Source organism: Pseudarthrobacter sp. rb (genome assembly GCF_056389225.1).
The window spans coordinates 1-13,906 of sequence record NZ_JBWJAR010000031.1; the positions used below are offsets into that span (position 1 = coordinate 1).

A 13,906-nucleotide genomic window follows, 5' to 3' on the forward strand; every position below is an offset into this window, starting at 1 on the left:
ACCCGATCTCAAACAGCGCCACCGCGGCCTCGCGCTGTTCCTCGGACAACGAACTTCTTCCATGCATAAAACTGCTCCCCGAAAGTCAGAACTGATTTTTCAGTCCAACTTTCGGGGAGCAGTTCAAACCGCCGGCCTTTCTTGTGTCTCCAGACACGCCGCACCGCAAAAGGCGCTGCCCAGCAATCAGCCCGGGACGTTCCTCGGATCGTTGCCATAGCTGTTCTTGGAACTGATCTGACCATCCTGGTTCTTAATGACGTGCTCAACCTTGTCCGCCTGGGCCGCTGCCCGGCCGGCAGCCACCGCTTCGTCCTTGGTGCCGTAGCCGGCACCGAACGCCCGGCCAGTCCCCTCGCGCTTGTTCTTCCATGAACCATCTTCGTAGTACGTCTCGATATCGCCCTGGGCCACTGCACACTCCTTCTGCCGTTCCGTACACCGACATTTGCTGCGCAAATGCGGATAGCGAAAGGCCCCGCCGCACGCAGAACGTGAGCAGGGCCTTCCAGGTCGCGCTCCGCCTGATGGGGGCCAGGCGGAGAACTCCCACCAACCTAATAGCAAGCATGCTTACTTTTCAAGCTCACGCGCCGCGCGGCGGCCGGCAACCCTCCCCATGGTCCAAGACCTGGCAGGCCGGGGCACCCTCAATCGGGGCCGGTCTTCTTTCAGCAGGGACGACACACACCCGCTCCACCTTCCACCCAAGACCCCGCACGTCACCGAGCCAGGCAGAAGTCTTCTAGAGCACAGGGGGGCTGCCGCTTGGGGGAGCCTGCGGGGATGACCACGGTCGCCGGCGGTGCCACCAACCTTCCTCCCGTGAATCTGCAGGAAGTGACCTGCGCCTAATCTAGGGTTAGGAGGGAAGCAAAAACCCCGGAAATATAGGGTAGAACCCCTATTCATTCAGTTGAATGATTGCTAAAATTGAGGTAGCAAGTCAGCCAGACGAACGAAACTTATTTGATACGAAACCAGGTGCTGAAAATGACTGCTTCACCCACCGCTTACACGGTTTACACCAAGCCTGAGTGCCCGAACTGTGAGAAGACGAAGGACTACTTCGACTCCAAGGGCATCACCTACACGAGCGTGGACATCAGCGAGGTGCCGGCAGCGCTGGAGTACATCACCGCCGAACTCGGTTACTCCCAGGCGCCCGTCGTTGTGAACAACTCCGATGACCAGGACCACTGGTCCGGCCTGCGCCGCGACAAGCTTGTCCAAGCGGCCATGAGCCACAAGGCTGCGTGAGGACCGTGACGAAGCTGCGCCCGGTCGTCGGGTTCAATCTCAGCCCACGGATCCCGTTGGAGGTGGACCTGTTCCGGCAGGTCAATCCCAGCGGCAGGATCTACCCCGACGTTGTGGAACCCGACGTTGTGGAACCCGCCATTGTGGAACCCGCCATTGTGGAACCCCTTATTGAGGACCTGTACGACGGCTTCTACGCCGCCCCGGACAAGGGAGGGGATGACCGGTACCTGGAGACGATCAGCCGCGCCCCGCTCGGGGAGGGTGGGCTCTGGGACGCACACACTGCGAATCAGTACCAACTCAACGACCTTACCCACGACGAACCGGGTGGGCCTGAACCTCAGCACGAACCCACAACACACACCGAGAACATCACCAGCACACGAGGAAAAGGAACCATCATGGCCGGCGAAACCACGATTACTGTCATTGGAAACCTGACATCAGATCCAGAGCTGCGCTTCACTCCGAGTGGGTCGGCCGTAGCGAACTTCACCATCGCTTCAACGCCCAGGACCTTCGACCGTCAGTCTAATGAGTGGAAGGACGGGGAGACGCTTTTCCTCCGGGCCAGTGTGTGGCGGGAAGCAGCGGAGAACGTGGCCGAGTCCCTGACCAAGGGCATGCGCGTCATCGTCACGGGACGGCTGAAGTCCCGTTCCTATGAAACCAAGGAAGGCGAGAAGCGCACCGTGATCGAGCTCGAAGTGGACGAGATCGGCCCCTCACTCCGCTACGCCAACGTTTCCCGTGGGTTCGCGAAAGCTGACGGGTCTAACAGCGGGAACTCAGGTGCAAAGCAGTCTCAGGCCACTCGGGCCCCCGCGGGTAACGAACGAGACCAGCCTACCGAAGGGGCTTTCCGTGAAAATGACCCTTGGTTCACGCCTCAGGGTGAGGCACGCAACCTGGCGTGAGGCCCCTCTCCACCTGAGGATGATAAAACCGGCCTCGGATTGCTGGGGCCGGTTTCGACCCAGCTGGGCATCGAGCGACAGGGTTGCCCATTCGCAGTGCCACGGCACACGTTCTAGTCGTGTACATATGGAGCATGGGCCTAGAAGTTCAAAAAACCGACCGGGACGATTGTCTGTTCTGCCGCATCGTTGACCGCGATCCCGGAGACCAAATTTTCTTTGCCGACGATGATGTCGTGGCCTTTCTCGATATCGCTCCAGCGACTCAAGGGCACACCTTGGTCGTGCCACGCATACACGCGGCCAACGCGTTCGATGTGGGAGGTGATGAATTCTCAGCCACAATGCGAGGCGTCTGGAGCGTTGCCAGCATGCTCAAGCGACAGCTGAATCCCGAAGGTCTGACCTTGATTCAGAGCAGCGGCGAGGCGGCATGGCAGGACGTGTTTCACCTGCATGTTCACCTCGTTCCTCGATATCAAGGAGACGGCCTCATCCGCCCTTGGGGGCAGGTTCCGAGCAAGCCTGACGCGGCTGGACAGATAAACAATCCCCGCGCTCTAACCGTGGACCTGCGCCGGGCAAGCGGCTACGAGTGCTAACCGCTGGATGCTGAAGGATCTTTTACCGGGCATTCAGAAATCCTGTAAGCGTCTCTATCCACTGTTCGAACGCGTCCAGATGGGCGTCGTGTGATCCTCGGGCAAGGTCGAGGCGTGTGACGTCGTTACCCCGCTCCGTAAATTGTGCCTTTTGCTCCTCTGTAAACATCCCGTCGGGGGCGTAAATGGCAAGCGTCGGCGACTGGACGCTGGACCATTCCGCCCATCGAGGTTCCTCGAGAGCAGCAAGCGCCGCGGCCATCACCTCCGGGTCAAAGCGGGGATGTACTCCGTCCTCTCGGCAGTCCATGTCCTGCACCCAGGCGCGCTGCAGCGGGCCGTCCCCCAGGAAACTGGCCGCCGCGCAACGGTCAGGAAACGGGACAGGCCAGGACCGGAAGTATTCACCGAGGGCAGCATGTTCCTGATCGCTGCCGCTGCCAGCACCGCATTCCAGGAGCACAAGGGTCCGGATGAGGTCCGGGCGGGCAGCAGCGGTGAGCATCGCGGTGTGGGCTCCCATCGAGTGCCCGACCAGATGAACCGGGCTGGAGGCCTCGCCATCAATTACCGCGACAACGTCCCTAACGAATGCCTCACGCGAGGTGTCCGAGGGCAACCGTGTGCTCAGGCCGTGACCACGCTGGTCGACCAGGATGACCTTCCGACCTGGCAGCGCGCGGGCAGTAGAGAGAAACTCCTGTCCGCTTCCGGCCAGGCCGTGGAGGATCACAACGGCAGGCTCAATCCCGTTAGTGACGACGTAGCTGATGTCGACCGCATCAGCTGTGCGAATGCTGCGCCTTTTTTGATCCATCCAGCGATCCTACGTAATGACATAGCAACGGCCCGCAAGCCCGTCTTTCCGCGCCTCAGGACAGCCCCCCTACTAGCGTGATCAGTATCCAGATGGCTGCACAAGGATGAATTTCGAAATCTCGTCAGAGGGCGCCTCGAACAAAGCCTTCTTGGAGGTACCCACCTGACATGCCGAGTACCTCCTTTGCGAGAGCTACGAGATTCTGTGGGTCGCGTTTCGGGCCCCTCGCCCATGCCAGCAGGCGGATGGCTAAGTCATGGTCACTCTGGGCCAGCCTGCGAATGACCCATTTCCCGGCGCCGAGCCAGTTCCCGCTCTCAAGGAGCAACAGATCGGCCGCCTCGCGGAGGACCTCTGCAGCCAGTATGAAATCTTCCGCTGCCGACTTACTGCCTTCGAGGTCGTCTACAAGAGCGCTGAGGTTGTAGCGACGGGAATCCCGTTCTTGGTCTGTGAGCGGTTCAGGCCCTCGGGCTATTTCATCTTGAGCTCCGGCCTGCCAAACAGCACCGCTTCCGTCGTCCGTTAGAAGCATGCCACTCGCGCATAACGCTGCTATCACCGGGCGGCGCTCTTCGGCTTCCTTTCGGTACCAGAACTGGAGGCTGTCCGGTGTGTGTACGAAGGTTTCTACTAGCCAGCCCCGGTAGCGGGTGGTCTGGGCGTAGTTGGAGTGACCGTTCGGATACAGCAGTGCGATGTCGAGATCCGAGGTCGAAGTTGCTGTTCCGGCCGCGGCGCTTCCGCCGAGAATCGAGGCACAGGCGCCAGAGTGGTTTTCCTCCACGAAGGCCCGGGCGACGTCACAGATGCTCTTTTGGTCCACATATCCAGAGTTACCGGCGAGAGGTATGTCCATAGCTTCAGTGTTTCAGCTCTGACGCATTACGGCCTCCCAGCCGGCATGGAATGGATCTTTCCCCTGGAGGATGGGCGCAGGAGACGTGCGCTTCCTTGCTCCCTGGTTTGCCAGTCCCAGCCTTGGTGTCGGTGTTGGGGTTGGAGCGGCAGGTAAGGTCAGGCGTTTTGGAGGTCCGGGTGGGTCAGGACGGCGGAGTAGCGGCTCGCTCCGGCGATGCTCAGGCCGAACATGTCGCAAAGGCGCCGGATGTCGCCCCCGCTGGCGTGCAGTTCGTGGAGTATTCGGTCTTCGCGGGCTTTCTGGGCGGTCATGCCCATCGATGTCGTGATCCACTGGACGCCGACTGGGGAGGTATCGTGCGCGGTTCGTCTGCTGATGAATACGTGAGGGTTTCTGGTCAGGGGCCACCGTTGTTCCCGGTAGGCCAGCCAAGCAGTCAGGCGCTCCCGGACCGGCTGGGGGAGCGGGATGATGCGTTCATCCACGCGGAGGCGACCGTCGCGGATATCGGTCAGCTGCAGCCCTCGCAGTTGGCCCGATCGCAGCCCGTGGAAGGCCGCGATCGCTATGAGTGCTGCCCGGGCCGGGTCCTCGGAGTTCAATGCTTCGCGCAGCGCGGCGTCTGCCACCGGCATGGGCGGCCGGGTTTCGTGGGGGCCGGTGCGTATGAGTGCGATCGGGTTGAAGAAGGTGACTTTATGGGCCTTGAGGACACGAAACAGGCACCGCAGACCTTGCCCCATTGTGGAGCGCGCATTCCCGGAGCCTGGAAGGACCTCTCGGACATCTTCTGTGGTGATTTCCCGGAGGGTTGTGTGTCCTTCCGCAGCCCAGGCATGCAGGGCCGGCAGCGACCACCGCGTGTACAGGCGGATCGTCTGCTCCGACCGCGGCTTGCTGCGGGGCGGAGTGCTGCTGCCCTTGGTCATGACCACGTACCACCGGCCCAACTCGTGCCGCATTGGTTCAGGAAGCCCCGCGATAGCTGTGCTGAACCACTTGTCCACTGCAGGTTGGCGGTCGTCCTCGAGCACGCCCGCGGCGTAGCAGACTTCCAACAACCGCAGGGCATTCGTGCCGATTTGCGGCAGCTTGAGGATATCGGTGGCCCGCAGGGGAGCGCCGGGTGTGTCCTGCAGGCCGAGAGCAACCGCTAGCCCGCGGCGGACTGTCTTGGTCGCGGTCAGGCCCCACCCATGCTTTCCGGCATAGTCCACGACAAATTCATCCAGGAAGGCTGCCATTGCCAGGTCGGCGGGGGTGGGGAAGCCGTGGGTCAGTCCTCGCTTCAGGTCCCTTACTGTCGCGGGGAACAGCATCAGTTGGCGGTGGGATACCGGCGTGAATGCCGGTGCCGGTCCCACTACGGGCTGTTCTTGGCGGCGACGCCGGGTCCCGCGTCGCTGTCCCGTGCTGGCGTGGCGGAGGTTGGCAAGGAACAGCTGCTGGCCGTGACGGTTGGCTTCTACCAGAGTGGTTCCTCCTTTCCGCCCGCCGGCGGCGAGAAATTGGTGCCAGCAAAGCCTGCAGCCTTGATCCTCATTTACTGCAGTGACGACATCGCAGGCCCTGCAGGTTCCCACCGAGTATTTCGCTCGCCAGAACTTGCACGCCCCGCAGAGCCAGCCGTTCATCCGGCCCACACCCCAGGCGTGGCAGTCCTTGCATGCCGCCAGGGGTTGCGGTGCGCTGCGGTGACATTGATCGCACAGCCCGCCGGAGTAATACCCTTCAGCGCGTCCGCACCGTCGACACGGCGGCGGGACGACCGGGCCTCCGGGCATGCACTCGTGACAGAACTTCGTCCTGCGCGGATAACTCCACGCGACCGGCCTCAAGCCACAGACCGTACACGGGCGGGGGCGGCTCGAGCCCCTCATGCCGGCGGCTTGGAACGGTTGCGGCCCAGCCGGGGAAGCACGGCCGGACCTGAACCGATGGATGACGCTTCGGCCGCCTTCGGTCGGGCAGCTTCCACCTTTTCTGGCTCACGGATCAGCAGATCCGTCGGTGAGCAATTCAGCACAGCGCAGATGACATCGAGGTCCTCGAGCCGAATGGTGGTCGGTGATCCGGTCCACAGCCCGGACATCTTGCCCGTGCTGATCTCTAGCCCGGCATCGGCCAGCCGCCGGCGGAGCTCGGTAGATTTCCAGATTCCCCGCTCAGCGGCGACCATTCGTAGGTTCCAACGCATCTTGTCACTCTCCTGTCAGCCGGGCAGCAACGCGTTCATTCGCGACTGCCCAGGCGTGGTCGATGTGGTCGGAATGGACATGGATGTAGCGGGTGGTGGTCGAGAGCCACTCATGCCCGAGCAGTTCCTGGACTGCCTTCAGATCAAGCCCCCGAGCATAGAGGGACGAGGCGCAATAGTGCCGTAGTCCATGTGGACTTAGCCGCCCCCGCCAGGCCGGCAGCCAACGATCCACCGCGCCAGCCAGGCCCGCCCGTAGCGCATCGTCACCGACCCTTGCGCAGCCTCCTGTATGCCGGTCGCGCCTTTCGCTCGGAAACAAAGGGGCATCTGGATCCAGGTAGTCATCACCGAACTGGTGGCGCACATCCGTCAGCCACCACTGCAGGAGAACGTCTACCGAGTTGATCGCCGGAACGAGGCGGGGCTTGGCGCCACGGCCGCGGCTCCCCTTGCCGAAACGGACATGGATCTTGCCGTTCTGCCCAAGGTCGGGGCGCCAGTCCTTAATGTCGAGCATCAGCGTCTCGTTGATACGCAAACCGGCACGGCGCCACAAGGAAGCCGCCAGATAGTCGCGGGCTGCCGGTAAGTACTTCCTCGCTTCGGGCAGAGCATCACGCCAGCTGGTGAACAGCGTCTCGACTTCGGATTCGCTGGGCGGGATTCTGGCAGCGACGAGTGAGGAACTGGACGGGCGATTGAATTCATCGATGGGCTGGATGACCACGTAGCCGGTCAACGCATGGACATCGCCCTGGTATCTGCCGATCACGAAGTCATAGAACCTGGCCAGAGTGCCGGCCTTGCTTTCCCGGGTGCTCCGGGCTTGCCCGCGTTCATGGCGCAAATGGGCCAGGAATCGGTCACCATCCGAGGGAGAGGCCGTCCAGAGGTACCGGCCAAGGAACCGGGCGAACTCGAAGATCACTGAGCGCTCTGTCCTGACAAATTGGTCGGTGACGCCCGCACCGACCTGCGCCAGCGCAAATTGGTCGACGAGTTCCTGTTCGAAGTCTTCTTCGTCCTGCGCTGAGCGCAGAGCTTGGCTGAACCCGATGGACCGGACGGTGGCAAGCCCCATCACAAAGCCTCGAGTTCAGTAATGTTCCGCACCGATCATGAATATCACGGAAGCTTCAGGAATGATGAAAATATGTCAGACTTCCATAACAACGGTAAAACAGAGGATAGGGGTCAATTTCCGCGCGGATCCGGGCCTTTTGGAACCAGGGTCGAACTCACGGGATTCGAGACAGCCAAGGTTAACCGCACCCAACGCAGCACCCAGGGCGGGCAAGGGAACGGCTACCAGGGCAATGCCAATAGTCAGCCCCAGTCCGGCCCGCAGGACGACCCCTGGGCGGTGCCGGGCAACAGCAACGCCGGCGGATGGGGCACTGGACCGGACGCTGAACCACCGTTCTAAGAAGTACAACTGTCGGGGCCGGCAGCTACGCTGGCCCCGACGCCTTGCCCCCACACGACCAATCCGAAAGAGAACCGATGAAGAGGCTGCAGGCCGCCATGGGACCGCTCCGAGAGACCTTGGATCCAGAATCGCAGCTCCTTTTTGACGAGGTGACTACCAAATACCTTCGAGACTCTAAGAGGGAAGGGGCCATGTATGGCCAGGCGGCGGATGGATGGGCTGACCGGAAGCTTGCGGAGGAACGATTTCGCGCATTCGTCCATGGGCTGGGGGCCGATAGGAAGACACCCATCCGGGATGTTCTAAGAGACCCGCAGTTCCGGCTCCGCGCGTGGCGGCAAGTGCGGCAATGGGACCACGACCGTGCCAGCGGAGCCTGGGCACTACGGGAGAAGGCCATGCGCGACCGGTACCGACTACGCGCAGCAGTTGTCCGGGTGATCTACGTGGTGGCTGCAGTGTTGATGATCATGGGTGTCGTCACTGATTCGGGTGGTCCTGTTTGGGCAGGCATAGTAGTTCTTCTTGGGGCTTTCTGCGTGGTGCATTTTGCGATGCCTGGAGGAGTACTGCAGTACCCGGCGTGGCGGACGCACACTGACGAACTGGCACATGATGAGCGTCCGGATACCTCCGGCGCTGAGTGAAATCTCAAACAAAGGAGACCACAAATGACACACGCAGATGACCTCCGCGCCTGGGCGCGAGGCATGTACACCACCGAGGCGGCAACGGAGCTGCTACTAAAGGCCTTTGGGGGAAAGTTCGCCGAGCCGGGCAATCCGTGGATCCATAGAAGCACCGAACCGGAGGGGCCCAATCAGGTGAGGGCATGGATCGACTTCGCCGCCATCCCCGAAGAGGTCGGGCCGCTCTCAGGCGGGGAACGCCGCTTCCTGATGCTGTCTGCCTCCCTCGCTGAAGACGTTCCCGTCGTTTTGGGTGACCTCGTGTCGGGATTGGACCGTGAGAACTTGGACTTGGTCCTGGCCGCTGTCGCGCACGCTGGCGGCAGCCACCAGCACTCGGATATCCGCTTCAACGAGGACGGCTCCATGTCCCTGGGGAAGGGTTACCTGGACAGCTTGCACCCGTGGCCGCGGACGCTGCGTGCCGTCTAGCCAGGGCCGTTGTTGATGGCGAAGCCGAAGCGGATTCCGGCGTTCACGCCGTACTACTCGGAGGACCAGGCAGGGCAGGTCCGGGCTGCGTTCAAGGCCGCCGGCCTGCAGGAGGGCGACGCAAGCGTTTCAGACTTCATTGTCCGGGCCACCATGCGTGAGGTGAAGCGTCTGCAGCGCAAGTACAACGGCGGTAAGCCGTGGACTCCGGTACAGGCCGGCGAGCTGCGGCGCGGGCAGCGGACAATGGATGAGATGCGGCAGAGGGACGAAGGAAACTAGTTATGGCGCACCTTGTCGAGCACCTTGAACAGTATCTGGGCCCCATCGCTGAGGGCTGGTCCAGGGACGCGGACGGACACCGGGCGCATGCGCAGGTCGTCAGGTTCGACGACGGCCCCCTGGACGGTGTTGTTGCTTGGGGCTAAGCCGATACCCGCTGGCCTTGCCGGGCAAGGCGCCAATCCGGATTGAACTCTTGATGTTGGTCCGCCGCGGCCACTTTGAGCGGTATGTTCCTTCGCTAATGCAGCAGCTCGCGGAGGAGATGACCCACGAGGGGCGGGCTCCGCTTCGAGGGGCGATCATCGGTCCCAGGGGGCCGCTCGATCCTGATACAACGCTCGAAGCGTTCCTCGTGTACGAACCCGTCTACCAACCCAAAGAGTTTGCCGTCTGCGAGGACGCGGACGGCCCAATCATCATTGTCTGGCTCGTCCCGCTGTTCCCTGGTGAAGCCAGCTTCGTTGGGACCCATGGCTGGGAGACGTTGGAGAGCCTCCTGGTGCAGCACGATCCGGACATTGCAGATTGGCTGCGGCCTCCGCTGCCGGTGCACAGCACCTGAACTTCGTACGCACAGCATGTTCCTGGTAGTAGCAACAACCACGCATAGGATGGCCGGGTGACTGACGAATCAACTAGGCCCCGCTTCCTGACCATGGCGCAGGTTGCTGAAGAGTTGAATGTGAAGCAAAGCCTCGTTCAAGGCCTCATCAGGACAGGGGAACTGCGCGCTTTTCAGCTAGGCGGCAGGGGCACGTGGCGCATCGGGCGTCTGGACGTCGAGGACTATATCGCTGAGGCATACCGGCGCACCGCCCGGCGCATCGCTGCCGGTGACATCAGTGATGACGGTGAAGCGGACGCTGCCGAGGGGGAGTAGCCGCCTGCAAACCTCCGCGCGTTGGTGAGAGATGGTTTTGGGGGAACCAGTGAAGCGGATTATCGGAATTGTCCTGGCGGCGGTTCTCGTCGTGGGACTCGCGGCGTTCTTCGTTGTTCGGTCCGCGGAGGACAAGGTGATTGCGGATATGCTTTCGCGCGCCGGCCGGTTCGCCATTCCGGCTGACTGGAAGCTGACCGACGAGATCGTCCGCCCCGAGCAGTTCCTCTGCATCAGTACGAACCCGTGCCCGAGCCTCTACCGGCAATGGGACACAGGGAAAGAGCTGACCGAAAGCGATGTCACAGCCGTTGTCTCGGGAGTCGGCTTCGAGATGAAGACCGACCGTCCTTGCCAGCGGCAATCGAACGCTATCGGCGACACCACCATCTGCAGTACCTCCGGCACTGACGGCGACTACACCTACATGCTCAACGTCGCCAGCCCTAACCCAAATGAACCTCAGACCGTCACTCTTATCGTCAGACCAGCGGACTTGGGGTAGCTGCGGCGGCGGTCTCTAAATTTGCCGTGGTGAGAGTGATCATGTACCCGTGAAGTGCCAGGTGGCACCTCCACTGTCCCGGATTGAGCGCCGTTCTGCAGCTTGTGGTTGTCACTGCCCTGTACCGTCTCGGAAGTCTCCCTGTGCCTTGGGAGGCAAGCTCCCGGGAACGGTTCCGTTGCTACCCAAGTCCGCCCCGCTGTGTAGTCCTGTGGCGTCCCTGCTGGAGCAAACCCAGGCACCTCTTTAGGTGCCACGGCAGCGCTGGTCTTGGACCATGGGGAAGACGGCCGTTGGTGCCTTTGTCGCGTTCGAGGCTGTGCACATTCGCCGGCCCCGGTGGTGAGGTACTTGTCCGTGGAGACCTGGCGTCTGTGTGCAGCCGGTCAGGTGGGTCCCGTCGTGCACGGTAATGATGGTATTGGTCCTGAACCGGCGTGACTCATCGTGCACCTGACGCGCTCTTGTCGCTGTCCTACTCATGTCTTGTCCGCCGGTTCACGACCTTTCGCGTGGGCTGGGCGGTCATGACTTGATAGGAGCTTGACCATGATCCCCTTACCGTGTTGTCTGCCCACCTAGGCCACGTGATACTCCCTTCGTCAGGAAAGGCACCATGCCGGAAAAGGAAGAAGTCCGTGTCATTGTCGGTGTGGATACGCATGCGGACACCCATCACGTTGCCGTGGTCACCGAGCACGGGCGCCCCTTAGCGGATCAGGAGTTCCCGGCAACGGGGCCTGGCTATCGCAGGATCATCGATTTCGCTCGTTCACAGGGCAGTATCATCGCGGTGGGAGTTGAGTGCACGGGGAGTTACGGCGCAGCGTTGACGAAAGCATTGCGTTCGGCCGGACTTACCGTGGTGGAAGTTAATCAACCGAATCGCCAGCGGCGCCGGCTGCGCGGCAAGTCTGACCCCTTGGATGCATATTCGGCGGCCGAAGCCGTCCTGGCAGAGCGCTGTACCGCCGTCCCCAAGGACAAGGATGGCACCGTGGAGTGCCTGCGTGTCCTGCGGGCATCTCGATCCTCAGCCATGAAGGCCAGAACTGCTGCAATAAATCAGATCAAGGACTTGATGGTCTCAGCCCCAGATGGGATCAGGGCAAAATATCGCGGCATGGTGACCACAGCCATGATCGCGGCGATGACTAGAGCGAAGCCGACGGGTCACCTGGCAGACCCCGCCCACGTAACGGCCTGGACGCTGAAGAAATTGGCCAAGAGGTATCAGTCCCTTACCGAAGAGATCGCTGAGGTTGATTCGGCATTGAAGGAGATCCTTGACGGCTACGCTCCGTTGCTCTGCGACCTTCCAGGCGTTGGTGTTGAAGTTGCTAGTCAGCTGCTCGTGACCGTGGGCGACAACCTGGAACGGGTGGGCAGCTAAGCTCAGTTTGCAGCCCTTGCAGGCGTGGCACCTATTCCTGCATCCTCGGGCAAAACGAACCGTCACAGACTGAGCCGTGGCGGGGACCGCAACGCCAACAAGGCCCTTCACCATGTCGTGCTGGTGCGGATGGGCTGTGATCCTAGGACCAGGGAATACGTGGCGAAGCGAACGCTGGAAGGTAAGGGCAAACGCGAAATCATGCGGTGCCTTAAGCGTTACGTCGCACGCGAGCTGTACAGACAGATGATGCATCCTGTTCCGGCGCCAGCGATTGCAGATGTTCGGGCGCTACGAAAAGATCTGGGACTCACGCTGCAGAACGCTGCCGAACATTTGAATCAATGGCCGTCTTACCTGTCCCGTCTGGAACGCGGGCAGACGAGGAACGACAGTCTGATGGGACATTATCGGCGGTGGTTGAATGACCAAGCGGCACCCGCTCCAGGATCTCAGAGTCGCCTACTCGAGACAGTCCCCTGACCGGGACCTAATTTTCAGGGGTATTCAGAGTCAAGGGCTCAGACGGTTCCATCTGGTTACTACTGGAATAGTTTCGACCTCGACGACCACTTAATCATGACGTTACGCTGTGGTCAGTCGCGTTTGTACGGCCTGAACATAGGAAGAGCGATGTCCCCTATCGCAATCGCTGGATTGGCCGCGTTGGCCGTGGGCGGATTTATGTGGGCGGTATCCGGACGGATGGCAAGAGTAGCTGCGAAGACCAGGCCGTTTCCACAACCAGGGTCTGATCCGGAAGCGTATAGGAAGCGGAAGCTCTTGATCATCCGATTCGTAGCAACCGCCTGGGTCATTGTGGGTTTTGGTTTCATCGTCTATTCGGTTACCCAAGGGAAGTAGCGCCCGCTCTTCGTCTCTTACTAACCCGACAGCTCAAGTTGACGATGCGCTGTCCACAACCGGGGTCAATTCGGGTTATCCACGGCTGGTCTTTTTGGGAGCCATTGGGTAGCTCCCTCGGCGGCGGTAGCGGTGGATAACCCGAAGGGAATTGTCCCCGGTTGTGGACAGCGCGGACCAAGCTGCCACTGCCACTCAGCAACTCGATATTTGACAGCTATAGGAGCGTCATGGGTGCGGGAAAAGCCCGGAGGTTTTAGCTTTTGCCGTGCCCATGGGTGCGAGGGGCAGGCTTACTCTGCCGCGGTAACCCCACTATTTGAGGGCGCGGAGCTGGCGTCCTGCGTGGCTGTGGTGGCGGGCTTCCGGCGGCGGGTAACGGCTCCGGATTCGAGGCCGAGCTTCTTCAGTTCCTCTGGGCTCCACCCGTCTTTGGTGGCGCGCACGTAGGCGCGCTTGTCTTCGCGTTCGGCGTCGGCGAGCTGTTCGCGCAGTTCGGTGATGCGCTGTCTGGTTTTGACCAGGTTCGTGACGGACTCGATGCGGGAGTCCAGGAGGGCGCGGGCCTGGTTGCGGGTCTGTTCGATATCGATGGTTGGCATGCACCCACCGTAACCAGAGCGGTGGCCGGTCGTGGGGGAGCGACGCGCTGCGGCGGCCCAAGTCCTTATCGCGCCCAGAGGCAGCAGCGTGACAAGGGCGAAAACAAAGCGGCGGAGCGGTGCGACGGAGCAAGCTATACGTTTACACGGGTGTAAACGGGCG

Annotated in this window: 19 protein-coding genes and 1 pseudogene; 13 read left to right on the plus strand and 7 right to left on the minus strand. The window is 61.5% G+C overall.

The window, feature by feature from the left end:
* Positions 1–186 precede the first annotated feature (186 nt).
* Positions 187–414, minus strand: a complete 228-nt coding sequence (locus ACWRN3_RS22035; protein ID WP_476741929.1) for a DUF2188 domain-containing protein — start codon at positions 412–414, stop codon at positions 187–189.
* A 579-nt stretch (positions 415–993) separates the two neighbouring features.
* Between ACWRN3_RS22035 and ACWRN3_RS22040 the strand changes: the two genes are divergently transcribed.
* The 3 genes from ACWRN3_RS22040 (at position 994) to ACWRN3_RS22050 (ending at position 2,782) form a co-directional block, all read left to right on the plus strand.
* Complete coding sequence (locus tag ACWRN3_RS22040) at positions 994–1,260, plus strand: glutaredoxin family protein (protein ID WP_476741930.1); 267 nt, start codon at positions 994–996, stop codon at positions 1,258–1,260.
* A gap of 5 nt (positions 1,261–1,265) precedes the next feature.
* Complete coding sequence (locus tag ACWRN3_RS22045) at positions 1,266–2,180, plus strand: single-stranded DNA-binding protein (RefSeq protein ID WP_476741931.1); 915 nt, start codon at positions 1,266–1,268, stop codon at positions 2,178–2,180.
* 134 nt (positions 2,181–2,314) lie between these two features.
* Complete coding sequence (locus tag ACWRN3_RS22050) at positions 2,315–2,782, plus strand: HIT family protein (protein WP_476741932.1); 468 nt, start codon at positions 2,315–2,317, stop codon at positions 2,780–2,782.
* Between the two features lie 22 nt (positions 2,783–2,804).
* Here ACWRN3_RS22050 and ACWRN3_RS22055 read toward each other — a convergent pair whose 3' ends face one another.
* From ACWRN3_RS22055 to ACWRN3_RS22075, 5 genes are all read right to left on the minus strand, one after another.
* Complete coding sequence (locus ACWRN3_RS22055; RefSeq protein WP_476741933.1) at positions 2,805–3,599, minus strand: alpha/beta fold hydrolase; 795 nt, start codon at positions 3,597–3,599, stop codon at positions 2,805–2,807.
* A 124-nt stretch (positions 3,600–3,723) separates the two neighbouring features.
* Positions 3,724–4,461 (minus strand): nucleotidyltransferase domain-containing protein, encoded by a 738-nt coding sequence (locus ACWRN3_RS22060; protein WP_476741934.1) that lies wholly within the window; start codon positions 4,459–4,461, stop codon positions 3,724–3,726.
* A gap of 158 nt (positions 4,462–4,619) precedes the next feature.
* The gene (locus ACWRN3_RS22065; protein WP_476741935.1) at positions 4,620–5,828 is read right to left on the minus strand and encodes a hypothetical protein; all 1,209 of its coding nucleotides are present in this window, start codon (positions 5,826–5,828) and stop codon (positions 4,620–4,622) included.
* A 512-nt stretch (positions 5,829–6,340) separates the two neighbouring features.
* On the minus strand, positions 6,341–6,643 hold the full coding sequence (locus ACWRN3_RS22070) for a helix-turn-helix domain-containing protein (RefSeq protein WP_476741936.1): 303 nt from the start codon (positions 6,641–6,643) through the stop codon (positions 6,341–6,343).
* Positions 6,644–6,665: 22 nt separating this feature from the next.
* Complete coding sequence (locus tag ACWRN3_RS22075) at positions 6,666–7,745, minus strand: tyrosine-type recombinase/integrase (RefSeq protein ID WP_476741937.1); 1,080 nt, start codon at positions 7,743–7,745, stop codon at positions 6,666–6,668.
* 21 nt (positions 7,746–7,766) lie between these two features.
* Here ACWRN3_RS22075 and ACWRN3_RS22080 point away from each other — a divergent pair, with 21 nt between their 5' ends.
* The 10 genes and pseudogenes from ACWRN3_RS22080 to ACWRN3_RS22125 all read left to right on the plus strand — a co-directional run.
* A complete protein-coding gene (locus ACWRN3_RS22080) occupies positions 7,767–8,090 on the plus strand; it encodes a hypothetical protein (protein WP_476741938.1) in 324 nt (107 codons plus the stop codon).
* Between the two features lie 77 nt (positions 8,091–8,167).
* Positions 8,168–8,740: a hypothetical protein gene (locus ACWRN3_RS22085; protein ID WP_476741939.1), complete on the plus strand. Its 573-nt coding sequence runs from the start codon at positions 8,168–8,170 to the stop codon at positions 8,738–8,740.
* A gap of 24 nt (positions 8,741–8,764) precedes the next feature.
* Positions 8,765–9,214, plus strand: a complete 450-nt coding sequence (locus ACWRN3_RS22090) for a P-loop NTPase family protein (protein ID WP_476741940.1) — start codon at positions 8,765–8,767, stop codon at positions 9,212–9,214.
* A 15-nt stretch (positions 9,215–9,229) separates the two neighbouring features.
* The gene (locus ACWRN3_RS22095) at positions 9,230–9,496 is read left to right on the plus strand and encodes a ParB family protein (protein WP_476741941.1); all 267 of its coding nucleotides are present in this window, start codon (positions 9,230–9,232) and stop codon (positions 9,494–9,496) included.
* A gap of 2 nt (positions 9,497–9,498) precedes the next feature.
* Positions 9,499–9,642, plus strand: coding sequence for a hypothetical protein (locus tag ACWRN3_RS22100; RefSeq protein WP_476741942.1), 144 nt, complete (start codon positions 9,499–9,501; stop codon positions 9,640–9,642).
* Positions 9,643–9,659: 17 nt separating this feature from the next.
* Positions 9,660–10,061: a suppressor of fused domain protein gene (locus ACWRN3_RS22105; RefSeq protein ID WP_476741958.1), complete on the plus strand. Its 402-nt coding sequence runs from the start codon at positions 9,660–9,662 to the stop codon at positions 10,059–10,061.
* 57 nt (positions 10,062–10,118) lie between these two features.
* Positions 10,119–10,379, plus strand: a complete 261-nt coding sequence (locus tag ACWRN3_RS22110; RefSeq protein ID WP_476741943.1) for a helix-turn-helix domain-containing protein — start codon at positions 10,119–10,121, stop codon at positions 10,377–10,379.
* A 49-nt stretch (positions 10,380–10,428) separates the two neighbouring features.
* Positions 10,429–10,884, plus strand: a complete 456-nt coding sequence (locus tag ACWRN3_RS22115) for a hypothetical protein (RefSeq protein ID WP_476741944.1) — start codon at positions 10,429–10,431, stop codon at positions 10,882–10,884.
* A gap of 616 nt (positions 10,885–11,500) precedes the next feature.
* Positions 11,501–12,277, plus strand: a complete 777-nt coding sequence (locus ACWRN3_RS22120) for an IS110 family transposase (RefSeq protein WP_476741945.1) — start codon at positions 11,501–11,503, stop codon at positions 12,275–12,277.
* A 12-nt stretch (positions 12,278–12,289) separates the two neighbouring features.
* Positions 12,290–12,760 (plus strand): annotated as a pseudogene (locus tag ACWRN3_RS22125) (transposase); the annotation flags it as partial.
* A gap of 674 nt (positions 12,761–13,434) precedes the next feature.
* Here the strand turns inward: ACWRN3_RS22125 and ACWRN3_RS22130 are convergent.
* Positions 13,435–13,743, minus strand: coding sequence for a hypothetical protein (locus ACWRN3_RS22130; protein ID WP_476741946.1), 309 nt, complete (start codon positions 13,741–13,743; stop codon positions 13,435–13,437).
* Positions 13,744–13,906 lie beyond the last annotated feature (163 nt).